This window comes from Agromyces indicus (assembly GCF_031432295.1).
Classification (GTDB): Bacteria; Actinomycetota; Actinomycetes; order Actinomycetales; family Microbacteriaceae; genus Agromyces; species Agromyces indicus.
Genome location: NZ_JAVKGS010000002.1, coordinates 699,080 through 716,311 on the forward strand (window position 1 = coordinate 699,080; position 17,232 = coordinate 716,311).

A 17,232-nucleotide genomic window follows, 5' to 3' on the forward strand; every position below is an offset into this window, starting at 1 on the left:
ATGCCTCGACACCTGGATGCATCGACACCTGGTTGCCTCGACGCCTTGCTGCCTGGACGCGGGGGATGCCGTTCTCAGGAGATCTCGGCCGGATCGCACGTTCCTCAGGACGACACGCCGTGCCGGACGGCGACCCGCCGGGGGGACTCCTGAAAACGGGTTCGAAACCCCCGGAAACGCGAGAAGGCCGGATCCGAAGATCCGGCCTTCTCGACAACGCGTGCGCGAGGGGGGACTTGAACCCCCACGCCCTATACGGGCACTAGCACCTCAAGCTAGCGCGTCTGCCAATTCCGCCACCCGCGCGTTGTCTCGGCCCTGATCGCTCAGCGGCCGTAGAAGACATTAGCACGGTTTTCGAGGCCCACTGAACACGGCCCGGCGCTAGCGTGGACCGCATGGCCGAGACCACCCCGACCGACGCCCGCCCGACCATCGGAGGCGCCGCAGCCGGCCTTCCGGACGGCCTCGACGAGACCGCGCTGATCGCCCGCGACCTCATCCGGTTCGACACGACCAACCACGGCGAGGGCCGGTCGAACGGCGAGCGCGAGGCCGCCGAGTACGTCGAGGCGCGGTTGCGGGCCATGGGCCTCGAGCCGGCCGTGTACGAGTCCGCGCCCGGCCGCGCGAGCGTCGTGGCGCGGGTTCCGGGCGCGAACCCGGACAAGCCCGCCCTGGTGCTCCACGGCCACCTCGACGTGGTGCCGGCCGACCCGCGGAACTGGAGCGTCGACCCGTTCGCGGGCGAGATCCGCGACGGCATGCTCTGGGGCCGCGGTGCGGTCGACATGAAGGACATGGACGCGATGATCCTCACGGCGGTCGGCGACATCCTCGCCGAGGGCCGACTGCCCGAGCGCGAGCTCGTGCTCGGGTTCTTCGCCGACGAGGAGGCCGGCGGCCTCTACGGCGCGGGCTGGCTCGTCGACGAGCACCCCGAGCTGTTCGCCGGCGCCACCGAGGCCATCAGCGAGGTCGGCGGCTACTCGATCACGGTCGGCGGGCAGCGCGCCTACCTGCTCCAGACGGGGGAGAAGTCGCTCGTCTGGGTGCGCCTCGTCGCGCACGGCACGGCCGCGCACGGTTCGCGCCTGGTGGGCGACAACGCCGTCACGAAGCTCGCCGAGGCGATCGCCCGTATCGGCCGCCGCGAATGGCCCCTGCGACTCACCGACACGACGCGCGAACTGCTCGCGGCGATCGCGGCGGCCATCGGCGCCGACCCCGAGCAGGTCTCGCCCGACGAGCTGGCGCTCGCCACCGGATCCGCCTCCGGCTTCATCACCGCGACGCTCCGCACGACGTCGAACCCGACGCTGCTCGACGCCGGGTACAAGCACAACGTCATCCCCGACCGCGCCGAGGCCCTCGTCGACATCCGGACGCTGCCGGGTGAGGAGGAGGCGGTCCTCGCCGAGATCCGCGAGCTCATCGGCCCCGACATCGAGATCCAGACCGTGCACCGCGACGTCGGACTCGAGGCGCCCACGCACGGACCGCTCGTCGATGCGGTCACGAGCGCCCTGCACGCGCACGATCCGGAGGCGACCGTGTTCCCGTACCTGCTGAGCGGCGGCACCGACAACAAGTCGCTGTCGCGACTCGGCATCGCCGGCTACGGGTTCGCGCCGCTCCGCCTGCCCGACGGACTCGACTTCCCGGCGATGTTCCACGGCGTCGACGAGCGCGTGCCGCTCGACGCACTAGTCTTCGGTAGGCGGGTCCTGCGCGACCTGCTCCTCGCGTACTGACGTCCTCGTACCGAAGCGCGCTCCGACACACTCCGACCACGACGGTCCCGTGCCCTCCGCCGTCCGGAGGGCGGAAGGGCGACATCCAGTTGATCGAAGCGATCATCCTCGGCCTCGTGCAGGGCCTGACCGAGTTCCTGCCGATCTCCTCAAGCGCGCACCTGCGGATCCTCGGCGAGTTCCTGCCGAACGCGGCCGACCCCGGTGCGGCCTTCACCGCGATCACGCAGCTCGGCACCGAGGCCGCGGTCGTCGTCTTCTTCTGGCGCGACATCGTCCGCATCGTGCGCAACTGGTTCGCCTCGCTCGCCGGCCGCGTGCCGCGGAACGACCCGGACGCGCGCATGGGCTGGCTGATCATCGTCGGCTCGATCCCGATCGTGGTGCTCGGCCTGCTCTTCCAGGACCAGATCGAGACGGTCTTCCGCTCGCTCTACGTGGTGGCGACGATGCTCATCGTGTTCGGCATCGTGCTCGGCCTCGCCGACTGGGCAGGCGCCAAGCGCCGCAAGCTCGACGAGCTCACCGTGCCGCACGGCCTCTACTTCGGGCTGGCGCAGTCGCTGGCGCTGATCCCCGGCGTCTCGCGCTCGGGCGGCACGATCACGATGGGGCTCCTGCTCGGCTACGAGCGGGCCGCGGCGGCGCGGTACGCGTTCCTGCTGGCGATCCCCGCGGTGTTCGGCTCGGGCTTCTACCAGCTGTTCAAGAGCTGGGGCGAGCCGGCCGTCTACGGCCCGCTCGAGACGGCCGTGGCGACCGCGGTCGCGTTCGTCGTCGCCATCCTCGTGATCGCGTTCTTCATGAGCTACATCTCGAAGCGCAGCTTCCTGCCGTTCGTGATCTACCGCATCGCGCTGGGGCTCACGATCTTCGTCCTGCTCGGCACGGGGGTGCTGCAGCCCTAGGCGAGCGGATGCCGCGCCGCGGGCGTGCACGCGGCATGCCGGCTTCCGCCCCGGCCGGTCGGGGTCCGGCGCTCAGGCCCCGTCGCGCGGGCGCCAGGGGCCGCTGCCGCCGGGCTGGTCGCCGCGGCGGCGCAGGTACCGCTCGAACTCCTGCGCGATCGCCTCGCCGGAGGCCTCGGGGGCGTCGGCGGCGTCGCGGGCCTGCTCGAGCTGCTGGATGTAGCCGGCCATCTCGTCGTCATCGGAGGCGAGGGCGTCCACGCTCGCCTCCCAGGCCTGGGCCTCGTCCTCGAGGGAGCCGCGCGGGATGCTGAGGCCGGTGAGCTCCTCGACCTTGCCGAGCAGCGCGAGGACGGCCTTGGGGGAGGGCGCGTTGTGCACGTAGTGGGGCACGGACGCCCAGAGCGAGACGGTCGGGATCCCGACCCGCTCGGCCTGGTCGGCGATCACGCTGAGGATCCCGACGGGGCCCTCGTAGGTCGATCGCTCGACGCCGAGCGCGGCGCGCACCTCGGGGTTCTCGCTCGAGGCGAAGACCGCCAGCGGGCGCGTGTGGGGCGCATCCGCGAGCATCGCGCCGAGCAGCACGATGCCCTCGATGTCGGCCGACAGCGCGGCGTCGACGAGCTCGGCGGCGAAGCCCTTCCACGTGCGCGCGGGCTCGGCGCCGAGGAGCACGTGGAGCGCGTCGGCGCCCGGTCCGGTGACGCCCTCCTCGTCGGGCTCGACGGGGATCCCGCTCGGGCCGAGGATCGCTGCGCCGGGCCAGGAGAGCCGTCGCGAGCCGTCCGGCTCGGACTGGATCGTCGGGCGCGTGAACTGGTAGTCGAAGTAGAGCTCGGGATCGACGGCCGCGACCTCGACGAGGCGGAGCCGCTCCGCGAGGAGCCGGGCGGCGCCGGTGGCCGCCTCGCCCGCGTCGTTCCACCCCTCGAATGCGACGATGAGGAGTCGTCCGCCCTGGAACCCGGTCGGCTGCTGCACTCGGTTCGCCCCGCTTCCCGAACCCGGGACCTCCGGGCTCACCTCCACAATAGGCCGTGCGGATAGAATCGCCGGTTGTGACCCCAGCCCTCCCCGCCGCCGTCCTGTGGGACATGGACGGCACTCTCGTCGACACCGAGCCCTACTGGATGCGAGCCGAAGGCGAGCTCGTCCGCGAGTTCGGCGGCAGCTGGACCGACGAGGACGCCCTGCAGGTCGTCGGCGCCGGCCTCTGGGAGGCCGCGGCCGTGTTCCAGCGCGCGGGGGTCGACCTCGACGCCGACACGATCGTCGCGCGCCTGACCGCGCGCGTTCGCGAGCAGCTCGCCCAGCACGGCGTGCCGTGGCAGCCGGGCGCGCAGGCGCTGCTGAAGTCCGTCCGCGACGCGGGCATCCCGACGGCGCTCGTGACCATGTCGGTGCGGTCGATGGCCGAGGACATCGTCGCGGCGATCCCGTTCGAGGCGTTCGACCTGCTCGTCACGGGCGACGAGGTCGCCGAGCCGAAGCCCCACCCCGAACCGTACCTGACGGCCGCCGAGCGGCTCGGCGTGGCCATCGGCGACTGCGTCGCGATCGAGGACTCGGTGCCCGGGCTCCGTTCCGCGGCATCCGCCGGCACCGTCGCGATCGGCGTGCCGCACATGGTGCCCCTCGACCCGGCCGCCGCGCAGGTCATCTGGGACTCGCTCGACGGGCGCACCGTCGACGACATCGCCCGCGTCGTGGCATCCGCGAGGGAGACCGCATGAGCCGCGGGGAGGCGAGCGGACCCTTCCGCGCCGGCGACCGCGTGCAGCTGACCGGCCCCAAGGGACGCCTGCACACGATCACCCTCGAGCCGGGCAAGCTGTTCCACTCGCACAAGGGCGCGATCGCGCACGACGACCTCATCGGCCTGCCCGACGGCTCGGTCGTGGCCAACCAGGTGGGTGTCGAGTACCTGGCCCTCCGGCCGCTGCTCAGCGACTTCGTGATGTCGATGCCGCGCGGCGCGGCGATCGTGTACCCGAAGGACGCGGCGCAGATCCTCGCGCAGGCCGACGTCTTCCCGGGTGCGACCGTCGTCGAGGCCGGCGTGGGCTCCGGCGCGCTGTCCCTGTGGCTGCTCCGCGCGATCGGCGCGCACGGCCGGCTGATGTCGTTCGAGCGTCGCGAGGAGTTCGCCGACGTCGCCCGCGGCAACGTGGCCACCTTCCACGGCGCGGACCCCGAGAACTGGTCCATCACCCTCGGCGACCTCACCGAGGCGCTGCCGGAGCAGGCGCCCGAGGCATCCGTCGACCGCGTCGTGCTCGACATGCTCGCGCCGTGGGAGTGCATCGACGCCGTGTCGACCGCGCTCAAGCCAGGCGGCGTGCTCCTCTGCTACATCGCGACGGTCACCCAGCTCTCGCGCGTCGCCGAGGCGATCCGTGCGACCGGCCGGTACACCGAGCCGCAGGCGAGCGAGACGATGGTCCGCGGATGGCACGTGCAGGGCCTCGCGGTCCGGCCCGACCACCGCATGATCGCGCACACCGGCTTCCTGCTCACCGCACGCCGGCTCGCCCCCGGCACCGTGCTGCCCGAGCTCAAGCGCCGCCCCTCGAAGACGGAGTTCAGCGACGAGGACGTCGAGGCGTGGACGCCCGGCGCGCTCGGCGAACGCAACGTCAGCGACAAGGTGCTGCGCAAGCGCGCACGCGCAGCGGATGCCGCGGCCCGCCGCTCGCGGGGCGACGACGACTCCCGACCCGACACCGAGGCGCCCGACGCCGACTAGGCTGTCTGCGCCCGTTCCACCCAGACGAAACGAGGACCCGTGCGACTCCCGCTCGCGCTTCTGGCCACCGCGACCGCCGTCGCGGTCACGCTCACCGGCTGCACCGCGGCACCCGACCCCGAGGCGACCGCCGGCGCGTCGTCCGACCTCATCGAGGTCGAGGGCGACTTCGGCCAGGAGCCCCGGGTCGACTTCCCGACGCCCGTCTCCCCGGCCGAGACGCAGTGCACCGAGATCATCGAGGGCGAAGGCGACCGGCTCGTGGCCGGCCAGCAGGCGCTCGTCGGCCTCGCGGTGTACAACGGGACGACCGGCGAGGAGATCGACGTCAACGGGTTCGGCGACCAGGAGCCCGTGCCGATCCTCCTCAGCGAGGGCGGGCTCCCCGGCATTCGCAAGGGCCTCTCGTGCGCCAGCGAGGGCTCGCGCGTCGTGATCGTCGCCCCGCCCGCCGACGCCTTCGGCGAGGAGGGCAACGCCCAGCTCGGCATCGAGCCGGACGACAGCCTCGTCATGGTGTTCGACGTGCACCGCGCGTTCCTGCTCAAGGCGAACGGCGCGCCGCAGATCGCCCGCGACGGGTTCCCCGCCGTGGTGACGGCGCCCGACGGGCGTCCGGGCATCACCGTGCCCGACACCGAGCCCTTCGAGTCGACCGAGGTCGAGGTGCTGAAGGCCGGCTCCGGCGCGGTGGTCGAGGACGGCGACCAGGTCGTCGTGCACTACACGGGCGTGCTGTGGGACGACAACTCCGTCTTCGACTCCACCTGGGAGCGCAACGGCCCGACGGCGTTCGTCGTCGCCGAGGGCGAGGGCTCGCAGGTCGTGCCCGGGTTCGCCGAGGCGCTCATCGGCCAGAAGGTCGGCTCGCAGGTCGGAGTGGTCATCGCCCCGGAGGACGGCTACGGCGACGCCGAGCAGGCGGGCATCCCGGCCGGCTCGACGCTGTTCTTCGTCATCGACATCCTCGGCGTGGTGTGACCGGCGGGCGCGTCGTCCGCCCGTCGCACGCCGGTCAGTATGATCGCTGACGTGGCGTCATCCAAGCGCTCGGGGGAGCCGAGGATCCCGGTCGAGGACCGGCTCTTCAGCCTCGTCCTCGCGCTGCTCGCGACCGAGACCGGGCTGCTGAAGTCCGAGATCCTCTCGACGGTGCGCGGCTACGCCGAGCGCTACGACGATCGCGGCGGCAACGCCAACCTCGAGCGCCAGTTCGAGCGCGACAAGGACGAGATCCGCGACCTCGGCATCCCGCTCGAGACGATCGAGTCGCCCGACCGACCCGGCGACAACCAGGCGCTGCGCTACCGGATCCCGAAGGGCGACTACGACCTCCCGGTCGACGTGCGGTTCACGCCCGACGAGCTCGCCCTGCTCGGCCTCGCCGCCGAGGTCTGGCGCGAGGCCTCGCTGTCCTCCGACTCGCAGCGTGCGCTCACGAAGCTCCGGTCGCTCGGCATCGAGCCGCGTGAGCCCGTGATCGGCTACGCGCCGCGGCTCCGGGTGCGGGATGCCGCGTTCGAGCCGATCCGGCAGGCGCTCGACAAGCGGCAGCGCGTCCGGTTCCGCTACCTCAAGCCGGGGGAGCGCGAGCCGAGGCTGCGCACCGTCGAACCGCACGCGGTCGTGCTCCACGAGGGTCGCTGGCACCTGCACGGCCGTGACGTCGAGGCGGGCGCCCCGCGCACGTTCCTCCTCTCGCGCATCGTCGGCGACGTGCAGTCGCTGGCCGGCAGGCCCTTCGATCCGCCGCCCGCCGACGTGCAGGACCGCGCGCTCGCCGACCTGCGGGCGCTGCGGCAGGCCAACATCGCCGACCTCGCGGTGACCGCGGGCTCCGACGCCGAGGTGCGCCTCGGCAAGCGGGCGGTGGAGGCCGACGACGACGCGGGCGTCATCCGGCTGCACTACACGGATGCCGCCGTCTTCGCCGACGAACTGGCCTCGTACGGCCCGGAGGTCCGTGTGCTCTCGCCCTCGACGCTGCGCGACGCCGTCCGCGAGCGGCTCGCCGCGGTCGCGGCCGCCCACCGTCCGGGAGCCGATCGATGAGCGCGTCGCCGCGTCGGCCCGCCGGGATGCGCGGGCCCGACAAGCTCGTGTTCCTGCTCGCCCTCGTCCCGTACCTGCTCGAACAGCGCGTGGTCGACGTCTCCGAGGCCACCGCGCACTTCGGGGTGGGCGAGGAGGAGATCCGCGACGCGGTCCGGCTGATCGCCACGTCGGGCCTGCCGGGCGCGACCGGGACCTACCAGCCGAACGACCTGTTCGACATCGACTGGGACTCCTTCGAGGAGGACGACGTCATCGTGATCGTCCACCACGTGGCGATCGACGACGCCCCCCGGCTGTCGGCGCGCGAGGCGGCGGCGCTCATCGCCGGACTCCAGTACCTCTCGGCGTCGCCCGAGAACGCAGGGAGCGCCTCGCTCGCCGCGCTCACCGAGAAGCTCCGCGCGGGCGCATCCGCCGCTCCCAGCCGGCTCGCCGTCGCCGAGGAGGCCGCCGATGCGTCGCTCGCCGTGGTTCGGCGGGCCGTGGCATCCGGTCGTCAGCTCGAGTTCGACTACCTCAACGCGCGAGGGGAGCGCCGACGCCGGCGCGTGGATCCCCTGCGCATCGCCTCGCTCGGCGCCGACTGGTACCTGCAGGCATTCGACCACCTCCGCGAGGAGGTCCGGAACTTCCGCATCGACCGGATGAGCGGGCTCGAGGTCGCCGACGAGCCGATCGCCGACCACTCCGACCGGGCGATCCCCGAGACGCTCTTCCAGGCGTCCGACACCGATCTCGAGGTCGTCGTCGACGTGGCCCCGGCGACGCTGCCGCTTTTAGCGGACTACCTCGCCGACTCGACCACGACCGAGGTCGGCGGGCGGCTCCGCGTGACCCTCCGCCTCGCCCACGTGCACGGGCTCAAGCGCCTGGTCGCGGGCCTGCCCGGACTGGTGACCGTCGTCGCCCCGGAGGAGGCGCGTGCGGTGGTCGCGGAGTGGGCCGAGGCGGGCCTGGCCGGCTACCCGGATGGCGACCCCGGTGCGTCGTCGACGCCGGCCGACGGGTGAGGCGAACGCCGCCGGCGACCGGTTAGACTGAGCGGACCATCCCGCCAGAATTGGACGAGCACCTATGTTTGGAAACGCCTTCACCGGTTGGCACGCGCTGATCATCCTGCTGGTGATCCTGCTGCTGTTCGGTGCGCCGAAGCTTCCCGCCCTCGCGCGGAGCCTGGGCCAGTCGATGAAGATCCTGAAGAACGAGGTCCGGTCGGACTCCGACGAGCGCACCGACGCGTCCGACGGCACGACGACCACCGACGCGCCCGTCACGGGCACGTCGACCGCGTCGAACGCATCGACCACCACGCCGCCCGCGTCGTCGACGACCGGTGATCCGGCGAAGCGCACGGACGCCGGCCCGAACGCCTAGCCCGTGTCGGCCGTGAAGGATCGCGGCACCGCGAACCGCGAGAAGCGGATGTCGCTCGGCGCGCACCTCCTCGAGTTGCGCAAGCGCCTCTTCACGTCGGCGATCGCCATCGTCGTCGGTGCGGTCGCCGGGTGGATCCTCACCGACCTGTTCGTGTGGAACGCCCTGCAGGCGCCGGTCCAGGCCGTCGCCGAGGCGCACGGCGGCGACGGGTCGGGCATCATCTTCCCGACCATCTCGAGCGCGTTCGACCTGCGGCTGCAGGTCGCGTTCACGGTGGGCATCGTCATCTCGAGCCCGGTCTGGCTGTACCAGATCTTCGCGTTCCTGGTCCCCGGGCTGAACGCTCGCGAACGCCGCTTCACCTACATCTTCCTGGCCTCCGCCATCCCGCTCTTCCTCGCCGGGTGCGCCGCCGGGTGGTTCGTGCTGCCGAACATCGTGAAGCTCATGACCGGGTTCGTCCCGGAGGGCAGCGAGTCGCTGCTCCTCGCGAAGGAGTACTACGACTTCGTGCTGAAGCTGGTCCTGGCGATCGGCATCGCGTTCGTCGTGCCGGTGTTCATCGTGCTGCTGAACCTCGCCGGGGTGCTCAGCGCGGCGTCGATCATCAAGAGCTGGCGGGTCGCCATCCTCGTCATCACGCTGTTCACCGCGATCGCCACCCCGTCGGCCGACGTCGTCTCGATGTTCATGCTCGCGATCCCGATGATCGGGCTCTACTTCGCGGCGTGGGGCATCGCGCACCTGCACGACAAGCGCGTCGCCAAGCGCAATCAGCTCGAGTTCGGCAGTCCTGTCTAGGCTGGGGGGATGAGCCTCTCGCCGGCGGAACGCTACGCATTGTCCCGGCAGCAACGGCGCCAGCCGAGACTGCAGGAGTTCGCGGCGAACCTGTCCTTCGACCTCGACCCGTTCCAGCGCGCCGCGTGCGGCGCCCTCGACGAAGGGCGGAGCGTGCTGGTCGCCGCACCCACCGGCGCGGGCAAGACGGTGGTCGCGGAGTACGCGGTCTACCTCGCGATGGAGTCGGGCGACGAGAAGGTGTTCTACACGACGCCGATCAAGGCGCTCTCGAACCAGAAGTACCAGGAGTTCGTCGACACCTGGGGGGCCCGCAACGTCGGCCTGCTCACCGGCGACACGAACATCAACTCCGGCGCTCGCATCGTGGTGATGACCACCGAGGTCCTCCGCAACATGCTCTACGCCGACTCGCCGCTGCTCGACCGGCTCGCGTACGTCGTCATGGACGAGGTGCACTACCTCGCCGACCGATTCCGCGGCGCGGTGTGGGAGGAGGTCATCATCCACCTCCCGGAGGTGGTGCGCCTGGTCTCCCTGAGTGCCACGGTGTCCAACGCCGAGGAATTCGGCGACTGGCTCCAGGCCGTGCGCGGCGACACGGACGTGATCGTCTCCGAGCAGCGGCCGGTGCCCCTCGAGCAGCACGTGCTCGCGGGCGGGAAGCTCGTGGACCTCTTCGACTCATCGGGGCAGGCGGCCACCCATCGGGTGAATCCCGAGCTGCAGCGCCTCGCCCGCGCGGGCGGGCGGTCGATCCGGGGCCGTTCGGAACGCGGGCGGCGCGGAAGCGACCGCGGCCGGTTCCACCAGGGCGGGCATGGTGCCTCGCGCATCGACCGGCCGGACGTGGTCGCCCTGCTGCACTCCAAGCACCTGCTGCCCGCGATCGTGTTCATCTTCTCGCGCGCCGGATGCGACCAGGCGGTCCGCCAGGTGCTCCGCAGCGGCATCCGCCTCACCGACACGGCCGAACGCGACGAGATCCGATCCATCGTCGAGGAGCGCGCCCGGATGCTGCGCGACGACGACCTGGCCGTGCTCGGCTACTGGGAGTGGCTCGAGGGACTGCAGCGAGGCGTGGCGGCGCACCACGCGGGCATGCTGCCGACCTTCAAGGAGATCGTCGAGGACCTCTTCCAGCGCAAGCTCCTGAAGGTCGTGTTCGCCACCGAGACCCTGGCGCTCGGCGTCAACATGCCCGCTCGCTCGGTCGTGCTCGAGAAGCTCGAGAAGTTCAACGGCGAGGCGCGCGTGCCCATCACGCCGGGGGAGTACACCCAGCTCACCGGTCGAGCGGGGCGGCGTGGCATCGACGTCGAGGGCCATTCCGTGATCCAGTGGGTCGACGGGCTCGATCCCGAGGCGGTGGCTTCGCTGGCGTCCCGGCGCAGCTATCCGCTGAACTCCAGCTTCTCGCCGACCTACAACATGGCCGTGAACCTCGTCGACCAGTTCGGCCGCGAGCGGACCCGCCAGGTGCTCGAGCTGTCGTTCGCGCAGTTCCAGGCCGACCGCGCGGTCGTCGACCTCGCCCGGACCCTGCGCAAGCAGGAGGAGTCGATGGCCGGCTTCGAGCGCGCGATGCAGTGCCACCTGGGCGACTTCGGCGAGTACGCGGGGATCCGTCGGCGCATCGCCGACCTCGAGCGGCAGCAGGCGAAGGGCAACCCGACCCACGCCCAACGCGAGCGGATGCAGCGGGAGCTGGCCTCCGAGCGCAAGCGCCTCCGGGCGCACCCGTGCCACGGTTGCGCCGAGCGCGAGCAGCACGCCCGCTGGGCCGAGCGGTGGTGGCGCCTGAAGCGCGACCACGACGACCTCAGCCGCCAGATCCGGACCCGGACCGGCCAGGTCGCCAAGCGGTTCGACCGGGTCGCCGAGGTGCTCGTGCAGCTCGGCTACCTCGAGTCGGACGGGCAGGGCGGGCTCGTCTCCACGGCGGCGGGTCGCACCCTGAAGCGCATCTACGGCGAACGCGACCTGCTCGTGGCCGAATCCCTCCGGCGCGACCTGTGGGCCGGCCTCGACGTCGCGGGCATCGCCGCGATGGCGGCCGCGCTCGTGTACGAGCCGCGTCGGGACGAGCGCGGCCTGCAGTTCCGCCTCCCGAAGGGACCGTTCCGCGCGGCGTTCGATCGCACGACCGATGCGTGGAGCGAACTCGACGACGTCGAGCGCGACCACCGCCTGCCGGGGACCGAGCAGCCGTCGCCGGCGCTCTCGGCGGCCATGCACGCCTGGGCCCGCGGCGCGGCGCTCGGCAGCGTCCTGTCGGAGACCGAGCTCGCCGCGGGCGACTTCGTGCGCCTGTCCAAGCAGGTCATCGACCTCCTCGACCAGATCTCGATCGTGGCCGACGCCGAGCTGGGCGCCACCGCGCGCGCCGCGATCGACGCCGTCCGGCGCGGCGTGGTCGCGTACGGTGCCGCCGCATGAGCACCGCTCCGATGCGAACGGATGCCGCAGCCGAGGCATCCGCTGACCGCACCCGGCCCGTCATGCCGCTGTGGGCCGCGCTGCTCGTGTCGGCGCTCGGCGGCGTCGTGTACGACCTGGGGTTCCCCGGAGCGAGCGTCTGGCCGCTGGCGTTCGTCGGCATCGGCATGGCCCTCGTCTCCCTGATCGGGCGTTCCTCCTGGGCGGCCTTCCACATCGGGCTCGTCTTCGGGCTCGGCTTCTACCTCACGCACGTGTCGTGGACCTCGTTGTACCTCGGGCCCGTGCCGTGGCTCGCCCTCTCGATCCTCCAGTCGTTGTTCGTGGCCGGCGGAGCCGTCCTCATCGCCCTGGCGTACCGGTGGCTGCCGCGCGCGACGTCGTCCCGCTGGGCTCGCCTCGTGCTGCTGCCGCTCCTCGTCGCCGGATTGTGGATCGTGCGCGAGACTGCGACGGGCAGCATCCCCTACGGCGGATTCCCATGGGGGCGCGCGGCCCTCAGCCAGTCCGAGAGCCCGTTCGCGCAGGTCGTGTCGTGGGTCGGCTCGAGCGGGCTGGGCCTCGTCATGGTCGCCCTCGCCGCCGGTGTCATCGAGTGGGTGCGGTTGCGCGGGTGGCGCGACGTTCGCAGCGCGGTCCCGGTCGTCGCGCTCCTCGTGGTCGCCGTGGCGATGCCCGCCTGGCCGACGACACCGACGGGGGAGCTCCGCGTGGCGAGCGTGCAGGGCAACGGGCCGTCGGGCTACTTCGACGAGCGCGAACCCGGCGACATCCTCGCAGCGCAGCTCGACGCGACCGAGCCGGTCCTCGACGAGCCCGGGATCGACGTGCTGCTCTGGCCCGAGGGCGGCTCGGACGTCGACCCGACCCGCAGCGCCGAGGCCGCACGCACCTTCGACGACCTGAGCGAACGCCTCGGCGCGCCGGTCGTGCTGAACACGGTCACGGTCGACGACGAGGAGCGGTTCTACAACACCTCGCTGCTCTGGGAGTCCGGCGCCGGCGCGGTCGACCGGTTCTCGAAGCGGAACCCGGTGCCCTTCGGCGAGTACATCCCCGACCGCTGGTTCTACGACGCCCTCGTGCCCGAGCTCACGGGCCTCATCCAGCGCGGCTACTCGCCGGGCACGGAACCACCCGTCTTCGACGTGGGCGGCGCGGTCGCCGGGCTCGCGATCTGCTTCGACGTCATCTACGACGGCCTCATCTGGGAGGGCGCGCGCGACGGCGCGGAGGTCTACCTCCTGCAGACCAACAACGCCGACTTCCGCGGCACCGACGAGAACCAGCAGCAGCTCGCGATCGCGCGGCTGCGTGCGATCGAGACCGGCCGCTCGGTGGTGAACATCTCCACGGTCGGCACCAGCCAGGTCATCGACCCCACCGGTCGCACCGTCGACGAGCTCCCGGCGTACGAGGCCGGGGCCATGGTCACCGACGTCGAGTTGCGCGGGGGACTCACGCCGGCGGTCGTGTTGGGCGGATTCGTCCCGACGCTCACGGTGATCGCCGCGATCGGCGGTCTCATCGCGGTCGGGGTGCGTGGGCGGACGCAGAACGCCCCGCGCCGGACGGGATCCGGGCGGGGCGACGGCGGGGAATCGGCGGTCTAGGCGCCGATCTTCTGCTGGCCGCGTCGGGCCCGCAGGTAGTTGAGGCGCTCCTGAAGGAGTTCCTCGAGCTCGGCGCGCGTGCGGCGCTCGAGCAGCATGTCCCAGTGGGTACGGGCGACCTTCTCGCCCGACCGGTCGATCTCGACCGGCTTCGAGTCCACGAGGAGGACCGCGGAGCTGCCGCAGTGGCGGCATTCCCACATCTCGGGGATCTCGGCCTCCGTCGAGAAGGTCATGACCGTGTCGCGCCCGCACGCCTCGCATTGGTACGTGTAGTCGGCACGGTCGGCGAACACGACGCCGTCCTCGCTCTGCAGGCTCTGGGCGCCGATTCGCATGCCCCGAAGGCTCCGGTCCGCCATGGCGTACTCCTCTCGATCGTCAATCAGGTATAGACGATCAAGCTGGGCGTATTCTTCCCGGGGGCTGGGGTTTTGCCGGGGAACTCTCAGCTTGCCGAGACGACCCGCAGCGCGAGGTCGGCCCGGTCGGTGACGATGCCGTCGACGCCGAGGCGCAGCAGCCGTCGCATGTCTGCCTCGGCGTTGACCGTCCACACGTGCACTTCGAGGCCGGCCGCGTGGGCACGTTCGAGCAGGCGGGGCGTCAGCAGCGGGACCCGCCCCACGCGCTCGGGGATCTGGAGCACCTCAGCACCTGCCACGGCCCGACGCAGCACGGCCGGGTTCCCGATGACGGATGCCGCCCGCGCCCGCAGCACGGACGCGCGCCCCGCCGAGGTCACGACCCCCGGAAGCATCGCCGCGAGCCGGCGGCGCCGCGCGTCGGAGAACGCCGTGAGCAGCACCCGGTCCCGGGCGTCGGCAGCCCGGATGGCCTCCAACGTCGCGGCGACCGCCGGATCCGTCTTCACGTCGATGTTGAATCGCGCCTCGGGGAACGCGTGCAGTGCTTCGATGAGGGTCGGGAACCCCTGGCCGTGTCCGAGGTCCACCCGGCGCAGCGCGTCCGCAGTGAGGTCGGCGACCCGCTCGGTCCGACCGGGTGCGACGCGCCCGAGCTCGGGGTCGTGGGCGATCACGGCCTCGCCGTCGGCACTGAGGTGCACGTCGGTCTCGAGGTAACCGGCACCCGCGCGCACGGCGTGCTCGAAGGCGAGCAGCGTGTTCTCGGGTGCGTCGAGCGCCAGCCCGCGGTGCGCGAGCACGCGGGGCGCCGCCGGTTCGAACCAGGGCGAGCCCACGGGAGGATCAGCCGGGCAGGTCCGTGCGGGTGCCCGGTGCGCCGGTCGCGCCGTCCTTCGGCGTGAACGCGCCGCCGATCCCCTTCAGGGCCTCGGTGAGCTCGCTCGGGATGATCCAGAGCTTGTTCGACGCGCCCTCGGCGAGCTGAGGGAGCATCTGCAGGTACTGGTAGCCGAGCAGCTTGGGGTCGGGGTCGCCCTTGTGGATGGCGTCGAAGACCGTGAGGATCGCCTCGGCCTCACCCTGTGCACGGAGTACGGCGGCCTTGGCGTCGCCCTCGGCCTTGAGGATCGAGGCCTGCCGTGCACCCTCGGCCTCGAGGATGGCGGACTGCTTCGTACCCTCGGCGGTGAGGATCGCGGCGCGGCGGTCGCGCTCCGCGCGCATCTGCTTCTCCATCGAGTCCTGGATGGACAGGGGCGGATCGATCGCCTTGAGCTCGACGCGGGAGACGCGGATGCCCCACTTGCCGGTCGCCTCGTCGAGCACGATGCGGAGCTGGCCATTGATGTTGTCGCGGCTCGTGAGCGCCTCTTCGAGGTTCAGGCCGCCGACCACGTTGCGGAGGGTTGTCGTGGTGAGCTGCTCGACCGCGCCGAGGTAGTTGTTGATCTCGTAGGTCGCCGCGCGGGCGTCGGTGACCTGGAAGTAGACGACCGTGTCGATCGACACGACGAGGTTGTCCTCGGTGATCACCGGCTGCGGCGGGAACGAGACGACCTGCTCGCGCATGTCGACGAGCGGCAGCAGCCGGTCGATGAAGGGCACGAGGAGGTTCAGGCCGGGGGAGAGGGTCTTGTGGTACCGGCCGAGCCGTTCGACGACGCCCGAGTACGCCTGCGGGACGATCCGGATGGATCGCGCGATGACCACGATCGCGAAGATCGCGATCGCCGCGACGACGACCAGGGTGATGATGGGGCCGATGTCGTTCACGCCGGGGCGCTCCTCTCAATGGGCACGACGACCGCCGTCGCGCCGTCGATGCCGGTGACGAGCACGCGCTCGCCCGCGGCGACGTCCGCCTGCTCGGTGATGGGCGAGAGCCGCGCCGTCCAGACGTCGCCGTTGTGCAGCTTGACCTGGCCGCCGGCGGCGGTGACCGTGCGCACCACGCTGCCCTCGGCGCCGATCAGCGCATCGACGTTGCTGCGCGCCGGATCCGCACCGCGGCGCAGCAGCCGCAGCAGCGATGGTCGCAGCGTCAGCAGCAGTGCGACCGCGACGACGGCGGCCACGATGAACTGCGCCCACCAGGGGATGCCGGTGAGGCCGGAGAGCAGACCCGCGACGCTGCCGAGCGCGAGCATGAGGAACGTCATCTCGAGGGTGAACACCTCGATGGTCGCGAACACGAGGATCAGCACCAGCCAGGCGATCCACGCGTACTGCGTCAGCACATCCACTTCGACTCCTTCGGGCTACCTCGAACCTATCAGCGCGCGGGACGCCGGTGGGGGAGTTGGTAGTCTCGGGGGCGGCGCCTCCGCGTGGCGCCCAGCCATCCCCGCACCGCATCGAGGAGCCCAACGTGACCAACCCGCTCGCCCCCGGATCGCTCGACGGTCGCGTCGCCGTCGTCACGGGCTCGTCCCGCGGCATCGGCGCCGACACCGCACGGTATCTCGCCGAAGCGGGCGCCGCCGTCGTGATCAACTACCGCAGCAAGGCGCCGCGAGCCGAGAAGATCGTCGGCGAGATCACCGCCGCGGGCGGTCGGGCGATCGCGGTCGGCGCCGACCTGACGGATGCCGCGTCGGTCCGGGCGATGTTCGAGCGCGCCGTCGACGAGTTCGGGCCGATCAACCTCCTCGTGCTCAATGCCTCGGGCGGCATGGAGTCCGGCATGGGTGAGGACTACGCGATGCGCCTGAACCGCGACGCGCAGGTCAATGTCGTCGAGAACGCGCTGCCGCACCTCGCCGAGCACTCGCGGATCGTGTTCGTCACCAGCCACCAGGCGCACTTCATCCGTACGACGCCGACGATGCCGGAGTACGAGCCGGTCGCACTCTCGAAGCGAGCCGGTGAGGACGCACTCCGGGCGAAGCTGCCGGAGCTCGACGCGAAGGGCGTCGAGTTCGTCGTCGTCTCCGGCGACATGATCGAGGGCACCATCACCGCGACGCTGCTCGAGCGCGCGAACCCGGGTGCCATCGCCGCGCGCAAGGAGGACGCGGGCAAGCTGTACAACGTCGCGGAGTTCGCCGCCGAGGTCGCGGCCGCCGCCGTCGACCCGGTCCCGGACGACCACACGCGCTACGTCGGCGACGTCTCCGGCTTCTCGCCCGAGCGCTAGCAGGAGAGGCGGGGCCGGTCGAATCCGAGACG

At 71.7% G+C, this 17,232-nt stretch carries 17 protein-coding genes and 1 tRNA gene; 12 read left to right on the plus strand and 6 right to left on the minus strand.

The window, feature by feature from the left end:
* Window positions 1-221: 221 nt before the first annotated feature.
* A tRNA-Leu gene (locus RH861_RS09560) sits at window positions 222-306 on the minus strand.
* Between the two features lie 92 nt (window positions 307-398).
* Between RH861_RS09560 and RH861_RS09565 the strand changes: the two genes are divergently transcribed.
* Together RH861_RS09565 and RH861_RS09570 are read left to right on the plus strand one after the other, a co-directional pair.
* Window positions 399-1,754 carry a M20/M25/M40 family metallo-hydrolase gene (locus RH861_RS09565; protein ID WP_310520779.1) on the plus strand — a complete coding sequence of 452 codons (1,356 nt, stop codon included), beginning with the start codon at window positions 399-401 and terminating at the stop codon, window positions 1,752-1,754.
* A gap of 83 nt (window positions 1,755-1,837) precedes the next feature.
* Entirely contained in the window at window positions 1,838-2,662 is an 825-nt protein-coding gene (locus RH861_RS09570; protein WP_310520826.1) for an undecaprenyl-diphosphate phosphatase, read from the plus strand.
* 72 nt (window positions 2,663-2,734) lie between these two features.
* Here the strand turns inward: RH861_RS09570 and RH861_RS09575 are convergent, their stop codons facing one another.
* A complete protein-coding gene (locus RH861_RS09575) occupies window positions 2,735-3,646 on the minus strand; it encodes a PAC2 family protein (protein ID WP_310520780.1) in 912 nt (303 codons plus the stop codon).
* Between the two features lie 77 nt (window positions 3,647-3,723).
* Here RH861_RS09575 and RH861_RS09580 point away from each other — a divergent pair, with 77 nt between their 5' ends.
* The 9 genes from RH861_RS09580 to lnt all read left to right on the plus strand — a co-directional run bounded on the left by RH861_RS09580 (window position 3,724) and on the right by lnt (window position 13,696).
* On the plus strand, window positions 3,724-4,398 hold the full coding sequence (locus RH861_RS09580; RefSeq protein WP_310520781.1) for an HAD family hydrolase: 675 nt from the start codon (window positions 3,724-3,726) through the stop codon (window positions 4,396-4,398).
* Window positions 4,395-5,411, plus strand: a complete 1,017-nt coding sequence (locus tag RH861_RS09585; RefSeq protein ID WP_310520782.1) for a tRNA (adenine-N1)-methyltransferase — start codon at window positions 4,395-4,397, stop codon at window positions 5,409-5,411. The genes RH861_RS09580 and RH861_RS09585 overlap by 4 nt, the downstream gene beginning before the upstream one ends.
* 39 nt (window positions 5,412-5,450) lie before the next feature.
* Window positions 5,451-6,392: an FKBP-type peptidyl-prolyl cis-trans isomerase gene (locus RH861_RS09590; protein WP_310520783.1), complete on the plus strand. Its 942-nt coding sequence runs from the start codon at window positions 5,451-5,453 to the stop codon at window positions 6,390-6,392.
* 51 nt (window positions 6,393-6,443) lie between these two features.
* Window positions 6,444-7,463 carry a helix-turn-helix transcriptional regulator gene (locus RH861_RS09595; protein ID WP_310520784.1) on the plus strand — a complete coding sequence of 340 codons (1,020 nt, stop codon included), beginning with the start codon at window positions 6,444-6,446 and terminating at the stop codon, window positions 7,461-7,463.
* Window positions 7,460-8,476 carry a helix-turn-helix transcriptional regulator gene (locus RH861_RS09600; protein WP_310520785.1) on the plus strand — a complete coding sequence of 339 codons (1,017 nt, stop codon included), beginning with the start codon at window positions 7,460-7,462 and terminating at the stop codon, window positions 8,474-8,476. Before RH861_RS09595 ends, RH861_RS09600 begins: the two co-directional genes overlap by 4 nt.
* A gap of 64 nt (window positions 8,477-8,540) precedes the next feature.
* The gene (gene tatA, locus RH861_RS09605; protein WP_067946908.1) at window positions 8,541-8,840 is read left to right on the plus strand and encodes a twin-arginine translocase TatA/TatE family subunit; all 300 of its coding nucleotides are present in this window, start codon (window positions 8,541-8,543) and stop codon (window positions 8,838-8,840) included.
* A gap of 48 nt (window positions 8,841-8,888) precedes the next feature.
* Window positions 8,889-9,644: a twin-arginine translocase subunit TatC gene (gene tatC / locus RH861_RS09610; RefSeq protein WP_067946997.1), complete on the plus strand. Its 756-nt coding sequence runs from the start codon at window positions 8,889-8,891 to the stop codon at window positions 9,642-9,644.
* 9 nt (window positions 9,645-9,653) lie between these two features.
* Entirely contained in the window at window positions 9,654-12,083 is a 2,430-nt protein-coding gene (locus tag RH861_RS09615) for a DEAD/DEAH box helicase (protein ID WP_067946910.1), read from the plus strand.
* Window positions 12,080-13,696 carry an apolipoprotein N-acyltransferase gene (lnt, locus tag RH861_RS09620; RefSeq protein WP_310520787.1) on the plus strand — a complete coding sequence of 539 codons (1,617 nt, stop codon included), beginning with the start codon at window positions 12,080-12,082 and terminating at the stop codon, window positions 13,694-13,696. Before RH861_RS09615 ends, lnt begins: the two co-directional genes overlap by 4 nt.
* Here the strand turns inward: lnt and RH861_RS09625 are convergent.
* From RH861_RS09625 to RH861_RS09640, 4 genes are all read right to left on the minus strand, one after another.
* Window positions 13,693-14,058: an RNA polymerase-binding protein RbpA gene (locus tag RH861_RS09625; RefSeq protein WP_310520788.1), complete on the minus strand. Its 366-nt coding sequence runs from the start codon at window positions 14,056-14,058 to the stop codon at window positions 13,693-13,695. The two genes, lnt and RH861_RS09625, sit on opposite strands and share 4 nt — an antisense overlap.
* An 86-nt stretch (window positions 14,059-14,144) precedes the next feature.
* Window positions 14,145-14,900 carry a glycerophosphodiester phosphodiesterase family protein gene (locus RH861_RS09630; protein WP_310520789.1) on the minus strand — a complete coding sequence of 252 codons (756 nt, stop codon included), beginning with the start codon at window positions 14,898-14,900 and terminating at the stop codon, window positions 14,145-14,147.
* Window positions 14,901-14,907: 7 nt separating this feature from the next.
* Window positions 14,908-15,819 carry an SPFH domain-containing protein gene (locus RH861_RS09635; RefSeq protein WP_369798131.1) on the minus strand — a complete coding sequence of 304 codons (912 nt, stop codon included), beginning with the start codon at window positions 15,817-15,819 and terminating at the stop codon, window positions 14,908-14,910.
* Window positions 15,820-15,833: 14 nt separating this feature from the next.
* On the minus strand, window positions 15,834-16,307 hold the full coding sequence (locus RH861_RS09640) for an NfeD family protein (RefSeq protein ID WP_310520790.1): 474 nt from the start codon (window positions 16,305-16,307) through the stop codon (window positions 15,834-15,836).
* Between the two features lie 125 nt (window positions 16,308-16,432).
* Between RH861_RS09640 and RH861_RS09645 the strand changes: the two genes are divergently transcribed.
* The gene (locus RH861_RS09645; protein WP_310520791.1) at window positions 16,433-17,200 is read left to right on the plus strand and encodes an SDR family oxidoreductase; all 768 of its coding nucleotides are present in this window, start codon (window positions 16,433-16,435) and stop codon (window positions 17,198-17,200) included.
* Window positions 17,201-17,232 lie beyond the last annotated feature (32 nt).